This window comes from Granulicatella seriolae (genome assembly GCF_024543085.1).
Classification (GTDB): domain Bacteria; phylum Bacillota; class Bacilli; order Lactobacillales; family Aerococcaceae; genus Granulicatella; species Granulicatella seriolae.
In genome coordinates this window covers 332,543-357,225 of sequence record NZ_JANHNZ010000001.1, presented here as the reverse complement: position 1 = coordinate 357,225, position 24,683 = coordinate 332,543, and the positions used below count along the sequence as shown (strand labels likewise).

Sequence of the window (24,683 nt, the reverse complement as noted above, 5' to 3'; positions counted from 1 at the left end):
ATGCTTACTACTAACGAAATACTGACAAAAGTGAATCAAGCCAAATATGAGATTAATCAAGCGGACACAGAACGCAAAGACGATGCTTTAGTGGCAATGGCCTATCATTTGTTGGCAGCAAGTCAAGAGATTCTAGCAGCTAATCAAAAAGATATGATCAATGCTAAAGAGACAATTAGTCCGGTAATGTTGGATAGATTATTGTTGACAGAGGAACGTATTCAATCTATGGCATCTGGAATCTTGGAGTTGATTGCTCTTCCTGATCCAATTGGAAAAGTGTTACATCAAGAAGATTTAGACAACGGACTCCATATTGAGAAAAAACGAGTTCCATTAGGGGTTATCGCCATTATCTATGAAAGCCGTCCAAATGTTACCTCGGATGCAGCAGCCTTGGCAATTAAAAGCGGCAATGCGGTAGTCCTGCGCTCCGGAAAAGAGGCATACAACTCAGCTAAAGCCATCGTTAAGAGCTTGAAGTTAGGCTTAGAAGAAGTAGGTCTCTCAAGTGATATCTTACAATTGATTGAGGACACCTCAAGAGAAAGTGCCTATGAGCTGATGAAAGCTAAGGGACAAATTGATTTGTTAATTCCAAGAGGTGGTGCAGGACTTATTCAAGCATGTGTTCGAGAAGCCACTGTTCCTTGCATTGAAACGGGTAGCGGAATTTGTCATCTGTATGTTGATGCACAAGCTGATTTAGAAATGGCTGTTAGGATATTGTTGAATGCTAAAACGAGTCGTCCATCTGTTTGCAATGCAGTGGAAGTATGTCTGGTTCATGAAGCTGTAGCTGCTGATTTTTTGCCTCTAGTAGAGAAAACATTGGTTGAGAATAGAATGGCTAGTCAAGCCATACCAGTACAGTTGAAATTGGATAGCAGGGCGAGCGACTTTATTTCTGGTCAAGCAGCAGGTCCACAAGATTTTGACCAAGAGTTTTTAGATTACACTTTGGCAATTAAGGTGGTTCCTTCACTAGATGCAGCCTTGGAACACATAGAAAAACATAGCAGTAAACACAGCGAAGCCATCATTACAAAAGATAAAACAAGAGCAGAGAAGTTTCTTAATACTGTTGATAGTGCAGCAGTCTTCCTAAACGCCTCAACTCGATTTACAGATGGAGGGCAGTTTGGTTTAGGATGTGAAATGGGCATTTCAACGCAAAAATTGCACGCTAGAGGGCCAATGGGTCTTGAGGAATTAACAACTTATAAATATCTTATTTATGGAGATGGACAAATTAGAGAGTAGGGGTGTGCTTATGGTAGAAGGCAAAAAAATTGGGGTTATCGGTCTGGGCAATATGGGTGCTGCTGTTGCGATAGCTTTAAGAAAGCAAGTTCCAAGTCAATCTCTTTATCTATCCAATCGTAGCCAGAAGAAAGTAGATGACTTTATTGACCAGTATGGTGGCAAAAGCTCTACTAACGAAGAAATCATAAGGACCTGTGATTGGATTTTTCTGGCTGTCAAACCTAAACAATTGCATGAGCTGGTACCGAGCCTAAAGACGAGCTATGACTCTAGCATAAAAAAACAAATTTTTGTCAGCATGATGGCGGGGGTAGATTTAAAGACGCTCACTAAAACAAGTGAGCTTGAACCGGCACCTTGGATTCGGATGATGCCTAATACTCCTGTTGCTATTGGACAAGGGTTAATTGCTTATTCGCTAAACGAGCAAGCGAAAAAACTTCAAGTTGGGAGAGAGTTTGAGGACCTACTTAGCCAAGGTGGTGGAATTTATCTGATTGAAGAAACCCTAATGGATGCTTTTAGTGGGTTAGCTGGGTGTGGTCCAGCCTTTGTCTATCAATTTATTGAAGCCATGAGTGATGCAGGAGTGAAAAACGGTATTCCAAGAGCCTTAGCGATAGAATTAGCGGCAAAAACTGTTGCTGGAGCCGCTCAAATGGTGACTGAAACGGATAAGCATCCTGCTGTATTGAAAGATGAGGTATGTAGTCCAGGAGGAAGCACTATTGAAGGAGTTTCCATTTTAGAAAAGCAACATTTTAGAGGAACTGTCATAGAAGCTATAGACGGTGCCGTTAAGAAAACGAAAGAATTAGGTAAATAAAAAAGAAGGCTAATGTCAGCCTTCTTTTTTAATGCTTATTTTTATTGTACACCTTCAAATTTGAAGATGTCATAGCTATATAATTTAACCACATTCACAAGAACATAGTTGATGATGAATGCTGAAGCGAATGGAATGACAATCCAGCAGATAATCATTAAAGGTAGTCCTAAGCCTGGTAGGGAAGCAATTGGTCCAACAAGTCCAACCAATCCAAACCCTGAACTAGCAGGCACACCACTAATTGAGAAGATAGCTACTGGAATAGCACAAACGATAGCATTTGCCAACATAGCGACAATCATGATTGGTTTTTTGAAGAAGTTAGGCATCATCATTTTCATGGAGCCTAAAGCAATAGCGATAGGAACACCAGGTTTGTTAACTCGCATTGTTGAAAGTACTAAAACAGCTGTCGTTGCGGCAACACCCATAGCTGCTGCACCAGCAGAAACACCGTTCAAGCCAATCGCAATCCCCAAAGCCACGGTTGACATTGGCGAAATAATGAGAAAGGCAAAGGACATACCAATTAAAATTGACATTGGTAGAGGTGCTAAATTAGTGAAGGTGTTGATCAGATTACCAAATGCGGTAGTAATACCAGAAACATAAGGGTATAGAAGTAAACCAATAAAGCCGACACCTAGGCCTATGACGATTGGCAAGAGAATAATATTTAGAGAGCCAAATTTATGCCCAACCAATTGGATAGCATATACAGCTAAACCAGCAGTAATCATGGTATTAATCATATCTCCAGTACCACTTAGTTGGAAGATAGGGGTACCATCAAGTTCAATGACCTTCCATGCTCCTGAACCAATGAAGGCTGCACCACCAACAGATAGTGATTGCATAGGGGTTAATTTGAATTGGATACCAACCATAACACCTGCCATTAACGATAAAGTAAATTGGAAAATTCTAGCGGCTTGAGCTAAAGAAACTAGCCATGTTGCATCATGATTTGTAATTAGATATTTAAACAATTCGCCAAGAATGGCATTTGGAATGAGGGCTACAACAATCGCAACAGCAGTTCCAGCTAGAACTTTATTTACAAAGCTTCCTAGTGTCTGTTTTTCACCAGTTTTTAAAGACATACGAACAACTCCTTTTTTAATTTTTGAAGAACATACCTATAATAAAGTAAAGTGAAAGGATTTTCAATTAAGAATTTAACTAGATGAAAAAGATAACCCTTACATGGTGAAACTTAACATATAAACAGCTTTCTACTCAGTAAGATACTTGATAATCAGTAGCAAATCATGTATTTTGAGTGTAAATGAATTGGACGAGAGGTGACATAGATACTATGGGAAGAAGAGAAGCTATTCTTAAACGTTTATCACAAGAACATCAAGCGATATCTGCTAGCCAATTGGCAAAGGAGTTTCATGTTTCTAGACAGGTTGTGGTGGGAGATATTGCTTTGTTGCGTGCGCAAGGAGAAGCTATTGTGTCAACATCAAAGGGCTATCTTCTGTCTAGCAATGTTCATAATCCTGTTTTGACGAATCGCATTGTCTGCAAACATCGCAGTGAAGAAACCTTAGATGAATTATTTACCATTGTTGATTTTGGCGGAGCAGTTCTTGATGTTCGGATTGACCATCCTATTTATAAAGAAATTGTTGTTGAACTGAAAGTGCGGTCACGAAAAGATGCTATGGATTTTATGGCAAACATTGAAAACAAGCAGGCCACACTTTTATCTGGCTTAACGGATGGTGTTCATATTCATACCATTGAGACCGCGACTAAAGAGGAGTTTGATCAGATAAAGGAAGCTTTAAATCAAAAAGGATATCTGTATACGGAGATGACTAAGTAATAAACTTCAAAGATAAACAAAGGGAACAGACGTGACAAGTGTCTTGACACCCGCCTTGAGTAAGGTATAATGAAGCTTAACTCAAGAAAACTAGGGGGAATTCCTTTGCGTTCAAAAAATAATCTGTTTACATTAACTATTTCTTCCATATTAATTGCTATCGGCATCTTGGTTCCAATGATTATGCCGAAAGTTATAATTGGTCCAGCTTCATTTACCTTGGGAAGTCACGTGGCTTTGTTTTTAGGCATCTTTATATCGCCAGCAGTTGCTTTGGCTGTTGTATTGGGAACAAGTTTAGGATTTTTGCTGAGCTCCTTTCCGCTAGTAATTGTTTTACGTGCTTTATCGCAAGTGGTTTTTGTTATGGTAGGTGCGTTTTGGATTCAAAAAAATCCAAGACTCTTAATTAGTCAGTCAGGCAGGTTGATGTTTGCTCTTGTTACTGGTCTAATCCATGCAGCTTGTGAGTTTTTGGTGGTAGCCTTGTTCTTTTTTTCAGGGAATCTATCACAAGCAACCGTATCGCAAGGATTCTTTATTAGTGTACTAGCCTTAGTAGGTGGCGGAACTTTTCTCCATAGTCTAGTGGATTTTGTCTTGGCCTTAGGTATCTGGCAAGCTGTCTATAAGCAAATTCATTGCCATTTGCCAAATAGTGCCATCTTGAAATAACTTAAAAAAATCTTAAACGGCTCTGGGACTTTAGTCTGGGGTCGTTTTTAGCTATTTGTTATATGATGGTAACCGTAGTAATAAGAAGTTTTGCTACACTTATCTTGTAAGACCAACTAGTAAGAGCTAGTTACCAATACAACCATTTGGAGGTAATATCATGAAATTATTTAAAAAATTCGCACTAACACTGACTGCACTTGGAGTGGCTAGTCTTGGTTTAGCCAACACCGTTTTTGCTATCGATACAACAGTTATTAATGAAAAATGGGGCAAACCCATCGTTGTTTACGGAGGCGGACTATCCGACCAACAAGCTGACCAAACGGCAAAACTCTTGAAGATTAGTAACAAAGAAAATGTCAATGTGGAAGTGGCTACTGGTCAAGACTTGATCAAATTTCTTGGTTCTGGAGACGGAAACTCTTCATCCATGATTTCATCCGTTTTAGTTCAAAAACAGGATCCAGGTAAAGGCGTCGATGTACAAATCTTAACACCGGATAATATTACTTTAATTACCGCTCAACAATATGCTAATGCGGCTATCACGGCAGGTGTAACAGATGCTAAGATAGAAGTTGCAAGTATCAGCAAAGTGACTGGTGAATCTGCTCTTACAGGAGTGTATAAAGCCTTTGAAGCAAACGGAGAGACCCTTGATACGTCTCGTACAGAGGTTGCTCAAGAAGAGTTGGAAACCACAAATAAGATTAGTCAAGAAAATGCTAAGACAGAAGGTTTTGATCCTGCAAGACTGGACCAAGCCATGATTGAGATTAAACAAGCCTTGGCTGATTTGAAGACGCAAACAGACAAACTGGCTACCAAAGAAGATATCGAGCGTATTGTGAATGAAGCTTTAGCCAATAACAAATTGCAATCTGTTGTTTCTCAAGAAAATATCAATCAAATTGTTAACTTTGCTTCTAATTACCAACAAACTAGTGCTATTGACTCCAACCAGGTTAAAGAACAACTGAATCAGTTGTCACAAACCGTTACGCAAAAATTTGGTGAACTAGTTAATCGTGCTCAAAATGAGGGATGGTTGGATAAAATTGGCCAATTCTTCCAACAATTGTTTGAATCCATTAAAAACCTATTTTCTGGGCAATAAGATTAGATAAAAGTAGCCTGAGAACAAGTTCTTGTTTAACATAAAAAGTCTCTAGTTCTTGGGATATAAATCAAAACGGTGGCATCGCTGTGACCCTTGGTCTCGCTGCGATGCCACCGTTCCCATTTCTGATAGGTTTCTGGGAAACTATTTTATAATTTAGAATGCTTTTATTTTATTACGGACTTTTTGTTCCCTTAATAAATTAGTTTTTAATTTCTGATTGATAGGCTAGAGAATTGAATATATTATTTTTTTGAAAATAATATTAGCTATTTAGCCCTTTTTCATGATAAACTAATTTTTGAAAGGGTTTTAGCTATTAAAAGTCAAAAGAAAACCTATTGAGGAATTATCCTCACCATGAATAGGCTCGCATGAGTTCAAAAGGAGAAGTAAAATGGCGAAAGTAGAAAGTTTTGAATTAGACCATAATAAGGTGTTGGCTCCTTATGTAAGACAAGCTGGACAAGAAGTTCATCAATCTGGAGCAGTAGTGACCAAGTTTGATTTGCGGTTCCTACAACCAAATCAATCAGCTATGCCAACAGCAGCTATCCATACACTGGAACATCTCTTAGCAGTAAACTTACGGGATTATCTAGCTGACATTATCGATATTTCACCAATGGGCTGCCGTACAGGATTTTATATGATTGTATGGGGACAGCCAAGTGTGAAAGAAGTGAGGGATGCTCTGAAAACCGTCTTGAATTTTGTAGTTGAAACGAATGATGTACCAGCTATTACAGCAAAAGAATGTGGGAATTACCGCGACCATTCCTTGTTCAGCGCAAAAGAATATGCAAAAGACGTGCTAGAAAAAGGGATAAGCCTTGACCCATTTACAAGAATAATTGAAGAAGGAGCAAACCAATGACACCACAAGAATTACTAAAAGAAGCTCAAAACGTTATCGAGAACTCATATAGTCCATACTCTCATTTTCCTGTTGCTTGTGCCATTTTATATAAGGATGGACAAGTCATTACTGGGGTGAACGTTGAAAATGTGTCTTTTGGTGCTACAAACTGTGCCGAAAGAACAGCGCTTTTTACAGGAATCACAAAAGGGTATAAAAAAGAAGATGTCCAAATGATTGCTATAGCAGGTAAGACATCATATTTCTTGCCCCCATGTTCTATTTGCCGCCAAGTCTTAGTGGAATTGTGTCCAATTGATACGCCAGTATATTTGTCTAATCAAGATGGCCAACTAAAAGAAACTAGCATTTTAGAGTTAGTTCCTATGGCATTTACAGAAATGTAAACAAGAGGATGGGCAATATTTCTATCCGCTGATAACGCACTGAAAGAGTCTCCAGATAAAAAATCAGAAATAACGGTGTACAGCTAAGCCGGAAGACCAAGGCTTATGGCGGTGCCACTGTTTAGATTTCTGATTTTTATCTGGAGACTCTTTTATGATTTAGAAATGGATTTTATTGGTTATAGAGATATGGTCCAGCCTCTTGATTTAGAAGAGGAGGGCTGATAGGCTGAAGATTATGAAGAACTCGATACTAAGTCCAAGTAAACATAGGTAGATGGTATCAATCTTGCTATCATTAATGGTGCGGTAAAAAGATGCCACAAAACTAATGATTAAGCTGAGAATGTGTAAGGTAAATAAAAAGATAATCACCATAGCCAAAGAAAATGGTGCCACAACAGAAAAGAGAAAAGCAACCAATAAAATAATAAAACCACTAGCATTTAAACCAGCGTATTGCGTCACCCAGTAGTGGAAGATGTGATGACGTTTTAGCAAAACTCGTTTAATGAAAAAGGCAATTGTTGGAAACGCGAGATAAACAATGATAAAGAAGACTAGTAGTTTGATAAAGAGTAAAATATAATTAGGACCATTAACTAGGCTTGGAAGAATCGATATTTGAGACAAAAGAGTGTAGCGAGAAAAGGCAGTCTCAACCAAACGAGTTACGATAAAAGAAGATAGAAAAGAAGCAATCACAAAACTGATGTAGCCGTAACTTCCGTTGTTTGATCGACGACGCTTAAACTGGTCACTTGGGCTAATCAATTTTTCAAAGAAGTAGGTAAAGAATTTGGTTATTTTTCCCAATAAAGAAAAATATGGAGCAGGATTATTCTTCATACGAAACTCTTTGTCTTTACGGTTTTCCTCTTTTTCAACTTTCTTTTCGGTTTCAGCAGCATTTACAGGAGTGCTTGATTCATTTATTTCATCAGTAGATGGCTCATTGTCAAGCTCTGCAGTAGTCGCTTCAAATAATGAAGGTTGGTAAGCAGCATGATCGGTGATTTCTTCCTCTGTTAGGCTCATACCACAGTGTGGGCAAATTGTTTCAAATTCATCAATTTCCTGATGACAAAATGGGCAGGTTTTCATATAATAGTTTCCTCCAAATAGTAGTGATATGATAACTATAGTCATTAGCTAGTAATATATAGTGGAATTGCTCTTGACGATGAGTCAATGAACTCCCAAGTACGTTATAAAATTTTTCTACCTATCTAGCATAATTCAGACAAGGCAAATTATCAAGTCTACTGCTATGAAAAGAAGTTGAGATTCACAACTTTTGATAAAAAAGCATTAATTAGGTATGATTAGGAAAGAAATATAATAATGGAGGAGATATAATGGCTAGTAAAATGTTACACACTTGCATTCGTGTTGAAAATCTTGAGGAGTCCATTCATTTTTATACAACTGCTTTTGGCTTCGTAGAAACCAGAAGAAAGGATTTCCCAGATCACAAATTTACGATCGTATACTTGTCCCTTGAGGGTGATGACTATGAATTAGAATTAACCTATAACTATGATCATGGTCCGTATGAAATTGGTGATGGCTTCGCCCATGTAGCCCTGAGTGAAGACAACTTAGAAGAATTACATGCCAAACACAAAGAATTAGGCTACACAGTCACAGATTTGAAAGGATTACCTGGTAACAAACCAAACTATTATTTTGTAACTGATCCAGATGGTTATAAAGTCGAAGTTATACGAACAAAATAAAAAAAGCTAAAAGAATATCACCCCCTTAAACAATAGTCTAATGTTTAAGGGGGTGATATTCTTTTAGTCTACTCTACACTAGAGCGCAACTTTTTATATATTAGCAAATCTTTCTTTGATTTCAGCAATTTTAGCGTCAACTTTTTCTTTACTTTCTTGTTTCTTTTGTTCACGAATTTTCTTTTTAGTTTCTTCTTCTAAGTGTTTTTGAGCTTCTTCAATAGCTTCAATCTTCTCTTGAATGGAAGCAAGGCTTTCTCTAGTGATTTCAGCTGCACCATTGGCTAGTAAATAGTTATCTAAAACAGTTGAATCTATTTCTTGAAATAATAGGATAAAGACAGGGACATTACTATCCAAATTGGAGCCGATTTCCTTAATGGTGTCAGCTTTGTCAGATAGTTCATCAATATCAGTTAGGTCACCAATCATCATTCTGAGACTAGCGCCGAACAAGATTCCTAATTCCTAAGGGGCCACCAATAATTCCAATTAAGCTACCCCATAGACCACCGATTGCCCAATTATCTCCATCAGTATCGTAACTAAAACCATCTTTTGCAGTGACCACACCATTTTCTTTTTCCAAGATACCAGCTGTGAGAATGTTAAAAGATTCTCTCTTTAGGGTAGACAAAACCTCATATGTCTTTGCAGGTTCCTTAAAGCTTACAGTTACAACCGTTTCCATTTTATAATTCCCTTTCAAATTTTTTAGTCTACAAGTATAAAGCGTATATTTTCACATTTCAATATTTTGTATTAATAATTCTATTTTAGACAAATATAGTTGGGATAGAATAAAAATAATTTTTGCATAAAGCGTTTTTATCTTAAGGTAAACTGTTTCGGGTAACTGCATATAAGAATTACAGCAACATGTGCATCTAAAACTAGGAACTAAAACGTTTCCAAATGATGCTGATTTGATATTTATCCAATACCTAAAACTCGAATATCTTACGCAAAAGGCTCCATCTGATTCAATAGACAGACACGCTTCTATGTGTTATACTAGCCACATGCGATGAGTCGAATTGCAATCGAATAGGAGACTATTTTTGGCGACAACTAGGATTGCATGAGCAAGCGGAGCAGGGTGTTTTAGTACACACTACAGGATGTAGCTGTCTTTTGAGGATAGATGTGAACTTGAATCAAACATATGAAAATATGCCGCAAGAGCTAGGAAGAAATTCCTAGCTCTTTTTTTATTTTTTCGTGCATTTTCTTAATAATCATTCATAAAAAGAAGAAAAAATTTGCAATATATGTTACAATTATTACATAAAAATAAAACGCTTAATTTTTTCTTGAAAGAAGTGTTTTACAAGAAGTATCTGGGAATAAATCTCTGTTGTTTTGGGAGCTAGAGATGGTTCGTAAGGGTGTTTCTTATCTGTTTTTTTAAAAGAGGTTCCGTTTATTTTTCCCCTACAAGGTATTTTAAAAATGATACAAAAAGGAGTGGTTTTATGACAATTACTGACATTGATAACCATCAATTAGAAGAACCTATTTATTTATTTAATAGTGGTGAAAATTTTGAGGCTTATCGCTTATTTGGAAACAAAAAAACTATGCACGATGGTGTAGAGGGTATACGGTTTACGGTTTGGGCACCCAACGCTAAAGCTGTTTTGCTAGTGGGAGATTTTAATGGATGGCAGGCAGAACCATTGGCACTTATGGATCAGACTGGAGTATGGACTGGCATCAATCTTGAAGCAAAAGAGGGAGACTGCTACAAGTATCTTATTCAAAAGCATGATGGCTCTCAGGAATTCAAGATTGACCCATTCGCGCAAGAGTTTGAAGTACCACCAAAAGAAGCATCCATTGTCTTTCAAGCACCTGAAAAAAAATGGCGCGATGGTCTTTGGCAGCACAACAAAACACGTAAGTCAGCTTTAGAAAGACCAATTAATATCTATGAAGTTCATGCTAGCTCTTGGCGACGTCATGAGGATGGCTCTTGGTATAGCTTTGCTGAATTGGCTGATGAATTAATTCCTTATGTCAAGGAGATGGGCTATACACACATTGAGTTCCTACCTTTGATGGAACACCCTCTAGAGGCTAGTTGGGGCTATCAGATAACAGGATATTATGCCGTTGCTGCCAGAATGGGTCGTGTTGATGAGTTACAAGACTTTGTAGAAGCAGCTCATTTAGCTAATATTGGTGTTATTATGGATTGGGTGCCTGGTCATTTCAATCGGAATCAATATGCTATGCCATACTTCGACGGGACAGCAACCTTTGAATATGACAATCCAGATAGAGCGGACAACCGAGGTTGGGGAACTATGAACTTTGACCTAGGTAAAACACAGGTACACAGTTTCTTAATAGCGAACGCTATCTTCTGGTTAGAAGAATGCCATCTGGACGGTTTGAGGGTAGATGCCGTATCCAATATGATTTATCTAGATTTTGATAATCCAAACTGGTTGCCAAATAAATACGGTGGTAACGAAAACTTGGAAGCTATCCAATTCCTGCAAAAGCTTAATACTATTGTTTATGCTCGCAATCCACAAACTTTGATGATTGCTGAAGAGAGTACCTCTTGGGATGGTATTACTAGACCAGTCCATGATGGTGGCTTAGGATTCCTGTTCAAATGGAATATGGGTTGGATGAACGACACCTTGAAATTCATTGAAATGGATCCATATTTCCGTAGAGACAACTACCAATTACTAACCTTTTCCTTTATGTATACTTTTAAGGAGAACTATCTCTTACCATTTTCACATGATGAAGTTGTGCATGGAAAAAATTCTTTATTAGGAAAAGTGCCTGGGGATCGCTACAAGCAATTCGCCACTTTAAGAACTCTACAAGCCTATATGATGGCACACCCTGGTAAAAAACTAAACTTTATGGGGTATGAGTTGGGGCAATTTTTGGAATGGCGTTTTTACTCTCAACTTGAGTGGGGTGATTTAAACCAAGAATTTAATCAGGAGTATCATAATTTTATTAAGCACTTGAACCAATTGTATTTGAAACAAAAAGCTTTATTTGAAATTGATAATTCTTATGAGGGTTTGACGGTTCTAGATGCTGACAACCGTGATGAAACAATTATCAGCATTATGAGGAAAGGGCATCAAACCAGAGACTTCCTATTAATCATCTCCAACTTTACTCCGGTTGAACGAACTAGTTACCGGATTGGAGTGCCATTTGCAGGTAAGTATGAGACCTTGCTTAATACAGAGATGGAAGAGTTTGGTGGAACTTGGACATCCAATCAAAGTGAGTTTGTTGCTGAAGAGATCCCACATCAAGGGCAACCTTATTCAATCCAAGTGATTGTGCCAAGTCTGGGCACTCTTTATATCAAGCCTAAAAGAATATATATATCTAAGAAGTAGGTTGATATCTGTCTAATGAGGCAGATATAGTTGATAACTAAGACACTATAGGGGGAGAAAATATGAAAAATGAAATGATTGCTATGATATTAGCAGGCGGCCAAGGAACTAGATTAGGAAAACTAACACAAAATATTGCCAAACCAGCCGTTCCATTTGGGGGACGTTATCGTATTATTGACTTTGCGATGAGTAATTGTGCAAATTCAGGCATTAATAATGTGGGAGTCATTACTCAGTACCAGCCTTTATCATTGAATGCACATATTGGTAATGGACAAGCCTGGGGGATGGAAGGTCGCAATAGTGGGGCTACCATTTTGCAGCCTTATTCAAGTTCAGAAGGAGCTCAGTTCTTTGCTGGAACAGCTCATGCTATTGTCCAAAATATTGATTATATTGATCGTTTAGACCCAGAATTTGTTTTAATCTTATCTGGAGACCATATTTATAAGATGAATTATGAACTAATGTTGGCCTTCCACAAAGAAAAGAAGGCTAGCCTAACAGTGGGCGTTATTCCAGTAACTATGGAAGAAGCTAGCCGTTTTGGAATTATGAATACCGATGATGATGGAAGAATCATTGAGTTTGAAGAAAAACCAGCGCAACCAAAGAGTAATTTAGCATCTATGGGAATCTATATCTTTACTTGGGATAAGCTAAGGAAATTATTAGTGGATGACCAAGCAGGGGCAAACCAAATGGAAGATTTCGGTAAGAATGTTATACCTGCTTACTTGGAATCTGGTGAATCTATCTATGCCTATAGCTTCCCTGGCTACTGGAAAGACGTAGGTACTATTGAATCATTATGGGAAGCCAACATGGAATTTTTAGATGAAAATCATGAGTTGAATATTCGTGATCGTAATTGGCGTATTTACTCAAACAATCGTATATCACCACCACAATTCATTGCAGACCAGGCCAGTGTGGTAGAATCAATGGTCTCTGATGGGTGTTATGTTGCTGGAGATGTTTCTCATTCCATTCTGTCTCAAGGAGTGGAGGTCAAATTTGGTTCAACAGTTAAAGACAGCCTAGTGATGGGAAATGTTCATATTGGAAAAGGTGTGACGGTTGACCATGCTATTATTGGTGAGAATGCGGTTATCGAAGATGGCGCTTCAGTTGTAGGTAAGCCAGGAGCAATTGCTGTTGTTGGCTATTATGAAGTTGTTGGAGGAGAGTAATCATGAAAAAACTAGGAATCTGTGCAGTTTATACATTAACAGAAGAAGCTTCTTCTTTAAAAGCTATTACCGAAAAGAGACCGATTGCGGCTTTACCATTCGCTAGTCGTTATCGTTTGATTGATTTTGCCCTATCCAATGCTTCAGAAGCCAATATTAGCTCTCTAGCACTCTTTATTGGGAAATCTGGACGTTCCATTTATGACCATATTCGTAGTGGGAAACCATGGGATTTAGATAGTCATATTTCTGGAGGTATTTTTACCTTTTCTCAACAATTTTATAAATATTCAATCGGAGCAGAATTAGGATTTGATCGTAGTTTTTATGAAGATCTTATTACGTTTGTTAAACGATCAAAAACCTCTCATGTGTTTATTTCTGGTAGCCAAATTTTAGCGACCTTGGATATTAAAGATATCCGTGATAAACATGTGGAATCTGGAAAAGATATCACCAGTGTGTTTTCTAGTCAATTAGGTCAATTGATGAACATGTATATGGTATCCGTTGATTTTCTTATGGACTTGATTGATAGAGCAGTAGAAGAAGATATGTATTTTGAAGCGGATGATTTGATTCGTCATTATTTGAAATATTATGAAATCAACACCTATGTTCATCAAGGGTATACTGCTAATATCAACAGTGACCGTGCTTATTATCAAGCCAATATGGATATGTTAGAAGGCGATAAATTCGATGGTCTCTTTAATAATGGCGTTCCAATTGTTACGAAAGAAAAACATGGAGCACCAACCTTCTATACGGATACGGCTAAAGTAAGAACTAGTCTTTTAGCTACTGACTGTGTTATTCGTGGAACTGTTGATCATAGTTTAATCTTTAGACGTGTAGATATTTTAGAAGGCGCTACGGTTAAAAACTCAATTATTATGCAAGGTAGTCGCATTGAGGAAGGTGCTCAAGTAGACTATGCCATTCTAGATAAAGGGGTTGTCGTAAAAGCAGGTCAAGTCATTAAAGGAACCCCAGATAATCTTGTCATTGTAACCAAAGACACTGTCCCAGAAATGAGCTATTAGGAAAGGGGAAAGCATGAGAGTATTATTTGTTACTGGTGAAGTTGCGCCATTTTATAAGTCTGGTGGACTAGGGGACGTGGCTTATGCACTACCTAAAGAGCTGGTTAAACAAGGCGTTGATATTCGTGTTGTTGCGCCTTATTATTCCAGCATGCCAGAGCGTTTTAAGGATTCAATCCAAGATTTGTACTGGTTTACTATTCGTGTAGGGTGGAAGACTAGGTACGTTGGTGTTAAATCACTAGTTTTGGACGGTGTAACTTACTATTTTATCGATAATCAAGATTACTTTAATCGTGGCAAGCTCTATGGTGAGTGGGATGATGGCGAACGTTTCGCATTCTTTTCTATGGCAGTTATTGAGATGATGGAGAAGATTGATTTTATTCCAGATATCATTCATACAAATGACTGGCATACAGCAATGATTCCAGCCCTATTGGTGGACAAATATCACTGGGTTGAAGCCTATAAGAACATCCGTAAAGTGATTACTATCCACAATATTCGTTTTCAAGGAATTTTTGACTCAGTTGTACTAGGTAGCTTGTTTAATACCAACTTTGCCCTTTATACGGATGATGGTGTCAAGTATAATGGTGGAACGATTAATTATCTAAAAGGTGGTATTAATTTCTCTGATCGTGTCACAACAGTTAGTCCAAGTTATGCGAAAGAAATTCAAACACCAGAATTTGGTGAAGGCCTTGACGGGGTTCTCAGACACAACTCATGGAAATTACATGGTATCTTGAATGGAATTGATTATGATATCAATAACCCGCAAACAGATGACTTAATTCCATATCACTTTTCTATCAATGATTTAAGTGGGAAAGAAAAAAATAAACTAGCACTACAAGAATGGCTTGACTTACCACAAAATGCCGATATACCTTTAATTTCTTGTGTATCAAGATTGACCGATCAAAAAGGATTTCATTTAGTTCAAGAAAAACTAAATGAATTGCTGCAACAAGATGTTCAAGTGGTTATCTTGGGTAGTGGAGAAGCGGAATTCGAGCATTCCTTCCGTTACTTTGCAGATGTATATCCAGACAAGTGTAAGACAATTATTGACTTTAATGTACAACTTGCTCAGGAAATCTATGCGGCTAGTGATATGTTTTTGATGCCTTCTGCTTTTGAGCCTTGTGGATTGTCACAATTGATTTCATTACGTTATGGGACTCTACCACTTGTTCATGAAACCGGTGGGCTAAGAGACACAGTTCAACCCTACAATGTTTTTACAGGGGAAGGGGACGGCTTTAGTTTCTATGATTTCAATAGCCAAGCGATGATGGATACCATTTATAGGGCTTTGGAGGTTTATCACCAACACCCACAAGAATGGCAAAAGATGATGCATCAAGCTATGACTCGCGATTATAGTTGGGAAAAACCAGCTGCACAATACAAACAATTATATACTGAATTATTAAATGGATAAGGAGAAGTCACATGCAGGTTAAAGATTTTGAAAAACAATATAGGAAAAAGTTCATCGACACATTCGCTTATACCTATCAAGAAGGATCTAAAGTTGAACAGTTAGCTATCTTAGCTGAAATGGTAAAATCAATTATCAATGAAAACTGGATTGCTACCAACCAACGCTACCAAGCTAATCAGGATAAACAAGTTTTCTATTTCTCAATGGAATTCTTACCAGGGCGTATGCTAAAAAGTAATTTACTAAACTTAGGAATCCTACAAGATGTTGAAAAAGGACTAAAGGAACTAGGTTTAGATCTAGAAGACTTAGCTAAAGCAGAAGTAGATCCTGCCTTAGGAAACGGTGGACTCGGACGTCTTGCATCTTGCTTTATGGATTCGATTGCGTCAACTGGTATAGCAGGGAATGGAAATGGAATCCGTTACCGTTACGGACTTTTCAAACAAAAATTCGTTGATGGCTACCAAGTAGAATTGCCTGAAAATTGGTTGAGAAACGGAAATATCTGGGAAGTTAGAAAAGAGAACAAGGCAGTGACTGTTCGATTTGGTGGGGATGTTCAATTAGTTCCTAATGTAGGTGGCAGTTTTGATGTTGTTTATAAAGATACCTTAAATATTTTGGCAGTTCCTTATGATGTAGCTCAAGTAGGTTACCAAAATGGTGTTGTCAACAACTTACGCCTATGGTCAGCAGAAATCCCTTACGGCGATGAAGAACGCTTTAATTTGGAAAAGGAACGAGAAGAAATTAAAAAAATTACAGAGGTTCTCTATCCAGATGACTCTAACTATGATGGACAATTATTGCGTTTGAAACAAGAGTACTTCTTCTCTTCTGCAGGTGTTCAAAGTATTATTCGTTACTTCAAAAAATTCGATCTTCCATGGAGCCAGTTCCCTGATAAGATTGCGATTCATATCAATGATACCCACCCAACCTTATGTATTCCTGAATTGATGCGTATTCTTTTAGATGAAGAAAAACTTTCATGGGACCAAGCTTGGGAGATTACAAAGAAAACAGTTAGCTACACCAACCATACCATCTTACAGGAAGCTATGGAACGCTGGCCACAAGACATGGTAAAAACTCTACTTCCACGTATTTACCAAATTATCTTAGAAATCAATCGTCGCCATATTGCTAAAAAAATTCCATTGTATGGGGAAGAGTTGACCTACAGAACAGCTATTGTTTCTCAAGGTCAAATCAAGATGGCTAACCTCGCTATTATTGGTAGTCATTCCATCAATGGGGTTGCCAAATTGCATAGTGATATTCTAATGGAATCTACACTGAATGATTTCTACATTATGTATCCTCAAAAATTCAATAATAAAACCAATGGAATTACGCAAAGACGTTGGCTACAACTGGCTAATCCAGAGTTGACAGCTTTATTAGATGAAACAATCGGAACTGAGTGGCATTTCAATCATACTGAATTGAAGTTATTTAAGGCTTACCAAAATAACGCAGAAGTATTGGAAAAACTAGCCGTTGTTAAACGTCACAACAAAGAAAAATTTGCAGCCTATGCCCTAGAAAAACATGGAGTGGTATTGTCTACAGATGCACTCTTTGACGTACAAATCAAACGACTACATGCTTACAAACGTCAATTATTGAATGCCTTGCATATCTTACACCGCTATTTGGAATTAAAAGAAGACCCAACAATTGCTTATCAACCACGTGTCTTCATCTTTGGAGCGAAGGCAGCGCCAAGTTACAGCTACGCTAAATCCATTATTAAGTTTATCAATGCCTTAGCTACAATGATTAATAACGACAAAGATATCGAAGACAAGTTGAAGATTGTATTTGTAGAAAACTATGGTGTGTCACTTGCTGAACTAATTATTCCAGCAGCAGATGTTTCTGAACAAATTTCCTTGGCTGGGAAAGAAGCTTCAGGAACTAGTAATATGAAACTGATGCTTAATGGTGCAATTACAGTTGGTACCCTAGATGGCGCAAACGTTGAAATTCGTGACTATGTTGGTACAGAGAACTTCATGACCTTTGGAATGGACAATGAGGAAGTAGAAGAGTTCTACCGTAACGGTAATTACAATGCTCGTCATATCTACGAAACAAACCCTCGTGTTCACCGTGTTCTTAATGCTTTGATTGACGGTACAGTACCTGGAGCGAACGGTGAAGGCCAAGAAATCTTTGATTCTTTAGTGACCTATAACGATGAATACTTCGTTCTAAAAGACTTTGAAAGCTATATAACAACACAATTAGAAGTGGATGCTTTATACAAAGATCAAGTAAAATGGTTGCAAATGTCTCTTAACAATATAGCCAATGCAGGACCATTTTCAGCTGACTATACTATCTTACGTTACGCAGATGAAATTTGGAAAATCCATCCTTATAAAGGAGATCATTCCTTATAGAATGGAATGAAAATGAAAAGTGATTCTCACAAGTATGTTGAGAATCACTTTTTTTATTATTACAGAGGAAAAGAGTTTCCGAGAAATCTATCCAAATCAAAAGGGGCTGGGCAAAAAAGTCAAAATGGTAACCAAATAAAAGAGTTCCCCAGAAATTTATCCTTATAGAACGGTGTAAAGCATAGCTGACGCACAGTGGATGTTTCGGCTTCAGCCGATTTACAGCCACGTAGACAGCTAAGCCGGTGAGACCTTGGCTCACGGCGGTGCCACCGTTCCCATTTCGGATAAATTTCTGGGGAACTCTTTTATGATTTAGAAATTTTTTTATTTTATTACAGACTTTTTGCCCAGCCCCCTCCTGTTTTTAATAGGTTTTTGTGGACTATTTTATGATTTAGAATGATTTTTATTTCAGACTTTTTGTTTAATCCTACTTTTTTATTCAGTAAATTTTGTCTAGATAGGGATTTTAGTATTCTGAAAAAATAGTTAAAATTTCATTAGCAAATAAAAGAATTCTATTGAATAGCTTAAATAGGTTTGTTATTCTTATGGTATTAAATTTTTGTGTAAAGGTAGGAATCAGTCCATGAAAGTAGCAAAATTTGGCGGTAGCTCATTGGCAAGTGGTGATCAGATAAAAAAAGTATTTGATATCATGAAGAGCGATACGGATAGAAGAATTCTGGTTGTTTCTGCTCCAGGAAAGCGAAATAACGATGATGAAAAAGTGACTGATTTATTGATTGAATTAGCCAATTCTCATATCGAAAAAAAAGACGGAACTGTAATTTTAGAAAAAATATTAGAACGATACCAATCGATTGTAGAAGAATTGAAAATTAAAAGTCCTGTTATGGCCCAAATTCGTCAACATTACCAAGACCTTTGGCAGCGAGATGATTTACCAGAAGCGTATTTGTTGGATGCTTATAAAGCTAGCGGAGAAGACAATAATGCCAAGTTGATTGCTGCATATTTTACTGAGCAAGGACTAGAATCTCTTTATGTAAGTCCTAGCCAAGCAAAATTACTAGTTAGTGATGAGCCGGGCAATGCTCAAGTTTTACCGCAAGCTTATGACGAACTGGTTTCACTTTTGGATATTCCTCAAGTAGTTATTTTTCCTGGTTTTTTTGGTGTGAGTGAAGAGGGAAATATCGTAACGTTTTCTAGGGGCGGTTCTGATATTACAGGGGCCATTCTGGCTAAAGCACTGGAAGCTGATTTGTATGAGAATTTTACGGATGTAGATGCAATCTATGTTGCCCATCCGGGAATCGTAAAAAATCCTTTACCAGTGGATGTTTTATCTTATCGTGAAATGCGTGAGTTGTCCTACGCTGGTTTTTCAGTTCTACATGGGGAAGCTTTGTATCCAGCTTTTTCTTCTGGTATTCCGGTTCATGTCAGAAATACCAACAATATCGATACGAATGGAACTTATATTTTGCGTGGTAAAGGCAGTTCTCTATATACAATTTCGGGAATTGCTAGCTCATCTGGTTTTATTTCCATTTATATTCAAAAATTCTTGATGAACCATGAAGTTGGTTTTTTGAGACGTGTTTTGCAAATTTTTGAAGACTTTGGGATTAGTGTTGAGCATGTGCCAACGGGTATTGATGATATTACTGTCTTAATGAGGGCTGACCAATTGGAAGAGAGTGATGTTGATGCTCTTCTCAACAAATTGAAAACGGATCTGAAGGCTGACCAAGTATATGTGAATAAATATTTGTGTCTGATCATGTTGGTCGGTGAAGGGATGATCAACGCGGTAGGTACAACTGCACGAGTAACCAGAGCCCTAGCAAGAAAACAAATCAATATAGAAGTATTTAACCAAGGAGCTTCAGAGGTTTCTATGATGTTTGGTATTGAAGAATCCCTCGAAAAGGCTGCTGTCAAAGCACTTTATGAAGAATTCTTTGAAGAAAAAGTTGACTATCAATTAATGGAAAAATAATTGAGAGTAGGCCGCAAATTTTTTGAAAACTGGAAAATTTATGAATAGGTAAATCTTCTTTCGGTATTAAAAGAGTGGGACTGAGCAAGAAGTCTGTAAAGTATATAATTTATTTCTAAATCACAAAAGAGTTTCCGAGAACTGTATCAGAAATGAGAACGGTGGCACCGCCGTGAGCCTTGGTCTCACGGTCTTAGCTGTCTACGTGACTGTAAATCGGCTAAAGCCGAAACAGTCACTGTGCGTCAGCTGTGCTTTACACCGCTATTTCTGATACAGTTCTCGGAAACTCTTTTGTTTTATTGTAATCCGGATTATTCTTCCAGTCCCACTCTTTAATAATCCTTCTAAAAGCTAATCAATTTTTCTCAATAATCTTAAACCATTTAGGATAACTAGAATTGTGGAGCCTTCATGTCCAACAACTCCTAATGGGAGGTTGATATATTGGAATAGGTTGGCTGTGATTAATAAGAGAATGACACAAATGGAGAAGACCATATTTTGTATGGTGATTTTTCTGAGTTTCGCAGATAGCTTGTGACAATAGCTTAATTTGTCTAGGTGGTCATCCATTAGCACAACATCAGAAACTTCAATAGCTATATCTGTTCCGCCACCCATGGCTATACCGATACTGGCGTTGGCTAAGGCTGGGGCATCGTTAATTCCGTCGCCTACCATGGCAATAACAGGGTATTTTTTTTGTATATTTTGCAGATTTGAAACTTTTTCTTCTGGTAAGCAGTTACCAAACACTTGTGAAATACCAATTTGATTGCCAATGGTTTGACCAGTTTTTTGATTGTCCCCGGTCATCATGATGGTTTCGATGCCTTGATGGTTAAAATAAGACAGCATTTCCTTAGCACCAGCTTTGGGCATATCTAAAAGTGCAAAGTAGGTGACGACCTGATTGTCTTTTTGGACAAATACCAAGGTTTTACCACTTTCTTGTAGGGAGACGATAGTTCCCTTGTCGTCAGCAGTCAAAGACTCAGAGTTAACGAAATCTAATTTTCCGATTTTCCATTCGGAGCCTAAGAAATTAGCAGATAATCCTGAACCGGTATGATCAGCTAAGTCTGTGATAAGGGCGTAGTCTTGTGGCTTAAGGTTTATATAGGTCATGATGGCTTGAGCAATTGGATGGGTTGAGGTTGATTCCATTGCGGCTACCAAGCTAAAAACGGTATCTTGGTTGATATGATTCACTAATACCATATCGGTGACTTGTGGGCGTCCTTGTGTCAGCGTACCTGTTTTATCGAAAACAATGGCATTTAATTGCACGAAATTTTCTAAGAAAGCTCCGCCCTTAAAGAGAATTCCTTGACGAGCACCATTTGAAATGGCAGCTAAGGTAGCTGGTGTAGCGGATGCCACTAGGGCACAAGGGGAGGCAACTGTTAATAATACCATGCCACGGTAGAAGGATTCATTCCAAGTCCAATGAAGTCCAAAGTAGAAAATGGCAATAGCAATTGGTACTGAGATTAAAACGATGACGACATAAACACTTTCAATTTTGTTTAGAAGTGTAGCAGTTTTAGAGGGTGTTGATTGGGCTTCTTTTACTAACTTAATGATTTTAGCAAACAAGGTATCATCGGGATTTTTGGTAACAGTCATGGTGATGCCGTTAGATAAGTTCATGGTACCACCAAAGATTAAATCACTTGCCCCTTTATCTACAGGAATGGATTCTCCTGTGATACTAGCTTCGTCAAATAGGCTAGTTCCTTGAAGGATTTCACCATCAATTGGAACGCTGGTACCTTTAGGAACAAGAACCTTATCACCGATTTGTAAGCTAGCGACAGGGACTTCTTCTATGGAACCATCGTCTTTCAAGCGTTTTGCTGTTTCTGGTTGAAGGTTCATCAATGCCGTAATTGCTTGGGTACTTTTGTTCATCGCATATTCTTCTAAAGAACCACTTAAGGAGAATATGAAAATTAACAAAGCGCCTTCTAGCCAATAACCAATGATTGAAGCACCGATAGCTGCAAGAACCATTAAGATATCCACATTTAGCCGTTTGCTTTCAATGGTATCTTTAAAGCCGTTGACAGCTTGCTTATAGCCACCAATTATAAATGAAAGAATAAAAATATATGGGGCTAAAAAGGCAAAGCTAGTCTGTTCTATAATAATTCCTAAAAGAATTAAGAAACCGCTAATAATGGTTAGTTGCATGGATTTATTTTTTAATAATGTATTCATAGTCGTAACCTCCACTAATAAATTGGATTAGAATAATTCTCTTTTATCCAACCTAAGTATATCAGCTAGTGTCCCTAGATTATAGTAATTATCATCTAATGGGACTGAATGTCATTCTCAATTATCATAAAGTGGACAAATTTATTTTCTGTTGTCTGGATATGGCTAAAAAATTCAATTTAAGAAGAATGTTTGGTAAACTGTGATTAATGAATACATTTGTTTTAAAAGGAAGGCATTTAATAGAAGAATGAAAGATGGTGGGGTAGTTTATGATGAAATTGTATTTTATTAGACATGGTATCACAGAAAACAATACTCAACAGCGCTTCAATGGAGGTAATACACATTCTCCATTAACAGAAGAAGGAATTAAAAAGTTGAGAAAGACGAAAGCTTTTTTAGAGAATCAGGGCATTGCTTTTTCCAAAATCTATGTCAGTCCTCAACAAAGAGCTATTGATACAATGAAGCACATCGTTTCCCAAGAGCTTCAAGATACTACACCAATTTTTTATAATGAGCATTTAAGAGAAATTTTCTTTGGACAATGGGAAGGGCAATTATTTGAACCCTTACTTAGTCATCCACAAGTGCAAAATCTGCGGTACTATCCTAATGATTATGACCCATCAGAATTTGGCGGCGAGGACTACCGCTCTCTACTTGCTAGAGGGAAGTCTTTTTTAGAAGAGTTAGATTATAACGATGATGAAAACTATTTGATCGTGGGACACGGTGTCATGTTGACCTGTCTCCTACAATCTTTAAAAGGAGCGGAACTGCCTGATATTAGAAAAGATGGCATCATCCATAATGGTAGTGTTAGTGTCGTAGAGGTGAGTCAAGACGGAACTAAGTCAGTTCAGATTTTTAACCTGCTTCCTTAGGTTAAGATAATAAATGATTTGAAGAGAACTGGATAAAAGATTTTACTTTGTTTAACAAAGTATGGTCTCTTTTGTGACGAAATAAGGAGCTAGCTTGGAGTTCTTACCACATAAAAAGCTGCTACAATCATATTTAGATTGTAGCAGCTTTTACGTATCTTTAAGCAAAAAGTATCCAAAGAATGATAATGGAACCTAGGATAATTCTGTACCAACCAAACGCTTGGAAGTCGTTGCGTTTTAGGTAGTTGAGTAAGAACTTGATGGCAAAGATAGAAACAACAAAAGCAGTTAAACTACCTACTAATAAAATAATAATTTCAGCCATACTATAGTTGAAACCAAATTTAAGTAATTTCAAACCACTTGCCCCAAACATAATTGGGATACTCATGAAGAAAGAGAACTCGGTAGCAACATATCTAGACGTACCAACTAAAAGCCCACCAATAATCGTTGAACCAGAACGAGAAGTACCAGGCACTAAGGAAAGACATTGAAATAGCCCAATCTTAAGAGCTGTACCATAATCTAATTCTTCAAACGTAGAAATATGTGTATCTTCAGGCTTATGACGACGTTCAATCACAATAAATAAAATACCATAAACAATAAGAGCAATTGCAATAACAATCGGTTTGTTGAAATATAATTCCATATAGTCATCAATTAAGAGTCCTAGAACTACAGCAGGAAGGCAGCCCACAATAACTTTTTTCCATAGGGTAATCGTTTCTTTTTTTTCATAGCTAGATTTTTTAGCAGAGAATGGGTTTAATTTTTCAAAATAGAGGATGACTACGGCCATAATAGCCCCTAATTGAATAACCACATTAAACATATCCATAAACCTACTGCTGACATCTAACTTAATGAGTTGGTCCACTAAGATTAAATGCCCCGTACTACTAATAGGCAGCCACTCAGTAATACCCTCTACAATTCCAAGAATAATCGTTTTTATCAGTTCAATAATACTTATCACACACTTCACTCCTCAAAATTTTCTTCTAGGTGATAGTATACTTCTTTAAAGTGGTTTTGGCTAGAAATCTTACCAATTCTTAAAGGGTATTGATGTAGAAAGATGCCTGAGTATGGTATCATAAGGTATAGAAAAATAGAAAGGGATGAATCATATGTTTGGATTGTTTAAGAAAAAAGAAAAAGAAGAAACACCCCCGACTTTTGCACTTACAGGAAAAAATAAGTCGACAAACACCTACAGCCACAAGGGTTACACAAAATATAATCAATTAACACTTGTATATATACAGTAGTTTTGCTATAATGGTTAAATAGAAGTTTTGTATATAAATTTACTATTTTTTGATAAAAAAGCTAATTTATCATATGATTTTT

Annotated in this window: 21 protein-coding genes; 15 read left to right on the top strand and 6 right to left on the bottom strand. The window is 37.4% G+C overall.

The window, feature by feature from the left end; all coding sequences use genetic code 11:
- Both NPA36_RS01610 and proC read left to right on the top strand, forming a co-directional pair.
- On the top strand, positions 1 to 1,263 hold the full coding sequence (locus tag NPA36_RS01610) for a glutamate-5-semialdehyde dehydrogenase (protein WP_256944369.1): 1,263 nt from the start codon (positions 1 to 3) through the stop codon (positions 1,261 to 1,263).
- 10 nt (positions 1,264 to 1,273) lie between these two features.
- Positions 1,274 to 2,092 (top strand): pyrroline-5-carboxylate reductase, encoded by an 819-nt coding sequence (gene proC, locus NPA36_RS01605; RefSeq protein ID WP_256944368.1) that lies wholly within the window; start codon positions 1,274 to 1,276, stop codon positions 2,090 to 2,092.
- 41 nt (positions 2,093 to 2,133) lie between these two features.
- Here proC and NPA36_RS01600 read toward each other — a convergent pair whose 3' ends face one another.
- Positions 2,134 to 3,198, bottom strand: coding sequence for a PTS sugar transporter subunit IIC (locus NPA36_RS01600; protein ID WP_256944367.1), 1,065 nt, complete (start codon positions 3,196 to 3,198; stop codon positions 2,134 to 2,136).
- A 215-nt stretch (positions 3,199 to 3,413) separates the two neighbouring features.
- Between NPA36_RS01600 and NPA36_RS01595 the strand changes: the two genes are divergently transcribed.
- From NPA36_RS01595 to cdd, 5 genes are all read left to right on the top strand, one after another.
- Positions 3,414 to 3,932, top strand: a complete 519-nt coding sequence (locus tag NPA36_RS01595; protein ID WP_256944366.1) for a transcription repressor NadR — start codon at positions 3,414 to 3,416, stop codon at positions 3,930 to 3,932.
- Positions 3,933 to 4,037: 105 nt separating this feature from the next.
- On the top strand, positions 4,038 to 4,607 hold the full coding sequence (locus NPA36_RS01590) for a hypothetical protein (RefSeq protein WP_256944365.1): 570 nt from the start codon (positions 4,038 to 4,040) through the stop codon (positions 4,605 to 4,607).
- 157 nt (positions 4,608 to 4,764) lie between these two features.
- Entirely contained in the window at positions 4,765 to 5,727 is a 963-nt protein-coding gene (locus NPA36_RS01585) for a DUF1002 domain-containing protein (protein WP_407932756.1), read from the top strand.
- 400 nt (positions 5,728 to 6,127) lie between these two features.
- Positions 6,128 to 6,607: an S-ribosylhomocysteine lyase gene (locus NPA36_RS01580; RefSeq protein WP_256944363.1), complete on the top strand. Its 480-nt coding sequence runs from the start codon at positions 6,128 to 6,130 to the stop codon at positions 6,605 to 6,607.
- Positions 6,604 to 6,996 (top strand): cytidine deaminase, encoded by a 393-nt coding sequence (cdd, locus tag NPA36_RS01575; RefSeq protein WP_256944362.1) that lies wholly within the window; start codon positions 6,604 to 6,606, stop codon positions 6,994 to 6,996. Before NPA36_RS01580 ends, cdd begins: the two co-directional genes overlap by 4 nt.
- 207 nt (positions 6,997 to 7,203) lie before the next feature.
- Here the strand turns inward: cdd and NPA36_RS01570 are convergent, their stop codons facing one another.
- The gene (locus tag NPA36_RS01570) at positions 7,204 to 8,100 is read right to left on the bottom strand and encodes a zinc ribbon domain-containing protein (RefSeq protein WP_256944361.1); all 897 of its coding nucleotides are present in this window, start codon (positions 8,098 to 8,100) and stop codon (positions 7,204 to 7,206) included.
- A gap of 254 nt (positions 8,101 to 8,354) precedes the next feature.
- Here NPA36_RS01570 and gloA point away from each other — a divergent pair, with 254 nt between their 5' ends.
- Positions 8,355 to 8,735 (top strand): lactoylglutathione lyase, encoded by a 381-nt coding sequence (gene gloA / locus NPA36_RS01565; RefSeq protein WP_256944360.1) that lies wholly within the window; start codon positions 8,355 to 8,357, stop codon positions 8,733 to 8,735.
- Positions 8,736 to 8,828: 93 nt separating this feature from the next.
- On the opposite strand, the gene NPA36_RS01560 is transcribed toward gloA, so the two are convergent.
- On the bottom strand, positions 8,829 to 9,191 hold the full coding sequence (locus NPA36_RS01560; RefSeq protein WP_256944359.1) for a hypothetical protein: 363 nt from the start codon (positions 9,189 to 9,191) through the stop codon (positions 8,829 to 8,831).
- Positions 9,178 to 9,426, bottom strand: a complete 249-nt coding sequence (locus NPA36_RS01555; protein WP_256944358.1) for a hypothetical protein — start codon at positions 9,424 to 9,426, stop codon at positions 9,178 to 9,180. Before NPA36_RS01555 ends, NPA36_RS01560 begins: the two co-directional genes overlap by 14 nt.
- Before the next feature lie 784 nt (positions 9,427 to 10,210).
- Here NPA36_RS01555 and glgB point away from each other — a divergent pair.
- The 6 genes from glgB (at position 10,211) to NPA36_RS01525 (ending at position 20,205) form a co-directional block, all read left to right on the top strand.
- On the top strand, positions 10,211 to 12,121 hold the full coding sequence (gene glgB / locus NPA36_RS01550) for a 1,4-alpha-glucan branching protein GlgB (protein ID WP_256944357.1): 1,911 nt from the start codon (positions 10,211 to 10,213) through the stop codon (positions 12,119 to 12,121).
- 62 nt (positions 12,122 to 12,183) lie between these two features.
- A complete protein-coding gene (locus NPA36_RS01545; RefSeq protein WP_256944356.1) occupies positions 12,184 to 13,317 on the top strand; it encodes a glucose-1-phosphate adenylyltransferase in 1,134 nt (377 codons plus the stop codon).
- Positions 13,318 to 13,319: 2 nt separating this feature from the next.
- On the top strand, positions 13,320 to 14,363 hold the full coding sequence (locus tag NPA36_RS01540; protein ID WP_256944355.1) for a GlgC family sugar phosphate nucleotidyltransferase: 1,044 nt from the start codon (positions 13,320 to 13,322) through the stop codon (positions 14,361 to 14,363).
- Positions 14,364 to 14,376: 13 nt separating this feature from the next.
- Positions 14,377 to 15,816: a glycogen synthase GlgA gene (gene glgA / locus NPA36_RS01535; protein ID WP_256944354.1), complete on the top strand. Its 1,440-nt coding sequence runs from the start codon at positions 14,377 to 14,379 to the stop codon at positions 15,814 to 15,816.
- Between the two features lie 11 nt (positions 15,817 to 15,827).
- Positions 15,828 to 18,233 carry a glycogen/starch/alpha-glucan phosphorylase gene (locus NPA36_RS01530; RefSeq protein WP_256944353.1) on the top strand — a complete coding sequence of 802 codons (2,406 nt, stop codon included), beginning with the start codon at positions 15,828 to 15,830 and terminating at the stop codon, positions 18,231 to 18,233.
- Positions 18,234 to 18,825: 592 nt separating this feature from the next.
- Complete coding sequence (locus tag NPA36_RS01525) at positions 18,826 to 20,205, top strand: aspartate kinase (protein WP_256944352.1); 1,380 nt, start codon at positions 18,826 to 18,828, stop codon at positions 20,203 to 20,205.
- Between the two features lie 354 nt (positions 20,206 to 20,559).
- Here NPA36_RS01525 and NPA36_RS01520 read toward each other — a convergent pair whose 3' ends face one another.
- On the bottom strand, positions 20,560 to 22,431 hold the full coding sequence (locus NPA36_RS01520) for a heavy metal translocating P-type ATPase (protein WP_256944351.1): 1,872 nt from the start codon (positions 22,429 to 22,431) through the stop codon (positions 20,560 to 20,562).
- A gap of 272 nt (positions 22,432 to 22,703) precedes the next feature.
- Between NPA36_RS01520 and NPA36_RS01515 the strand changes: the two genes are divergently transcribed.
- Positions 22,704 to 23,321 carry a histidine phosphatase family protein gene (locus NPA36_RS01515; RefSeq protein ID WP_256944350.1) on the top strand — a complete coding sequence of 206 codons (618 nt, stop codon included), beginning with the start codon at positions 22,704 to 22,706 and terminating at the stop codon, positions 23,319 to 23,321.
- Positions 23,322 to 23,481: 160 nt separating this feature from the next.
- Here NPA36_RS01515 and NPA36_RS01510 read toward each other — a convergent pair whose 3' ends face one another.
- Positions 23,482 to 24,303 carry an undecaprenyl-diphosphate phosphatase gene (locus tag NPA36_RS01510; RefSeq protein WP_256944474.1) on the bottom strand — a complete coding sequence of 274 codons (822 nt, stop codon included), beginning with the start codon at positions 24,301 to 24,303 and terminating at the stop codon, positions 23,482 to 23,484.
- Positions 24,304 to 24,683: the final 380 nt, after the last annotated feature.

Coding starts and splice junctions, on each gene's coding strand:
- NPA36_RS01610 (WP_256944369.1), top strand. CDS start 1: ATGCTTACTACTAACGAAATACTGACAAAAGTGAATCAAGCCAAATAT.
- proC (WP_256944368.1), top strand. CDS start 1,274: ATGGTAGAAGGCAAAAAAATTGGGGTTATCGGTCTGGGCAATATGGGT.
- NPA36_RS01600 (WP_256944367.1), bottom strand. CDS start 3,198: ATGTCTTTAAAAACTGGTGAAAAACAGACACTAGGAAGCTTTGTAAAT.
- NPA36_RS01595 (WP_256944366.1), top strand. CDS start 3,414: ATGGGAAGAAGAGAAGCTATTCTTAAACGTTTATCACAAGAACATCAA.
- NPA36_RS01580 (WP_256944363.1), top strand. CDS start 6,128: ATGGCGAAAGTAGAAAGTTTTGAATTAGACCATAATAAGGTGTTGGCT.
- cdd (WP_256944362.1), top strand. CDS start 6,604: ATGACACCACAAGAATTACTAAAAGAAGCTCAAAACGTTATCGAGAAC.
- NPA36_RS01570 (WP_256944361.1), bottom strand. CDS start 8,100: ATGAAAACCTGCCCATTTTGTCATCAGGAAATTGATGAATTTGAAACA.
- gloA (WP_256944360.1), top strand. CDS start 8,355: ATGGCTAGTAAAATGTTACACACTTGCATTCGTGTTGAAAATCTTGAG.
- NPA36_RS01555 (WP_256944358.1), bottom strand. CDS start 9,426: ATGGAAACGGTTGTAACTGTAAGCTTTAAGGAACCTGCAAAGACATAT.
- glgB (WP_256944357.1), top strand. CDS start 10,211: ATGACAATTACTGACATTGATAACCATCAATTAGAAGAACCTATTTAT.
- NPA36_RS01545 (WP_256944356.1), top strand. CDS start 12,184: ATGAAAAATGAAATGATTGCTATGATATTAGCAGGCGGCCAAGGAACT.
- NPA36_RS01540 (WP_256944355.1), top strand. CDS start 13,320: ATGAAAAAACTAGGAATCTGTGCAGTTTATACATTAACAGAAGAAGCT.
- glgA (WP_256944354.1), top strand. CDS start 14,377: ATGAGAGTATTATTTGTTACTGGTGAAGTTGCGCCATTTTATAAGTCT.
- NPA36_RS01530 (WP_256944353.1), top strand. CDS start 15,828: ATGCAGGTTAAAGATTTTGAAAAACAATATAGGAAAAAGTTCATCGAC.
- NPA36_RS01525 (WP_256944352.1), top strand. CDS start 18,826: ATGAAAGTAGCAAAATTTGGCGGTAGCTCATTGGCAAGTGGTGATCAG.
- NPA36_RS01520 (WP_256944351.1), bottom strand. CDS start 22,431: ATGAATACATTATTAAAAAATAAATCCATGCAACTAACCATTATTAGC.
- NPA36_RS01515 (WP_256944350.1), top strand. CDS start 22,704: ATGATGAAATTGTATTTTATTAGACATGGTATCACAGAAAACAATACT.